1 protein-coding gene is annotated in these 663 nt (G+C 62.6%); it reads right to left on the minus strand.

Going from position 1 to position 663, the window contains the following annotated elements; all coding sequences use genetic code 11:
• Positions 1-158: 158 nt before the first annotated feature.
• A partial coding sequence (locus B2Z70_RS05215; protein ID WP_292981820.1) for an AAA-type ATPase lid domain-containing protein occupies positions 159-663 on the minus strand: 505 nt, incomplete at its 5' end.

The following is a 663-nucleotide window of genomic DNA, read 5'->3' on the forward strand; positions in this document are numbered from 1 at the left end:
GCCAAGTCCATGCGCTAGCGCAAATTTTCCAAGACTACATGAGCCAGCAATGGCGGCCCGCATCCAACAACAAATCGCGGCCCAGGCCGACCGCCTGAACCGCGATGAAGTCTTGGCTCAAAACCTGGACGCCGTGCTGGACGTCCAAGACTGATCAATCAGCCCGCTTCGCGGAAATTGTCCACGTCGAGATCGTATTCGCGAACCTTGCGATACAGCGTGGAGCGGCCCACGCCCAGACGCCTGGCGACCTCGGCCATACGACCTGAATAGGTCTCGATGGCGAACGCGATGAGATCGCGTTCAATGCTCTCGAGCGAGCGCAGATGTCCGCCCTCATCGAGAATATCGACCGGGAAATGCTCCTCTTCGGCGCCATTCGGCGCCGCGCCCTCGAACTGCTCGGCCGGCAGGGCCGGAACCGCGTTGGCTGCGGGCTGAGCCGGGGCGGCCGACTGGATCGGCGCATCCCGCAAGGTCGGGGCGAGACCGGAAATCTGCGGGAAATCCTCTTCGGTCAGATAATCGCTGTCTGACAGCACCACCGCGCGGAACACCGCGTTCTCGAGCTGGCGCACATTGCCCTTCCAGTCATGGTTGGCGAGCATGTGCATGGTCTCCGCCGTGGCGTCGAGCACCGACTTGCCTTCCTGGGCGTTGAAG

The organism is Oceanicaulis sp. UBA6590, from assembly GCF_002433705.1.
Taxonomy (GTDB): Bacteria; Pseudomonadota; Alphaproteobacteria; order Caulobacterales; family Maricaulaceae; genus Oceanicaulis.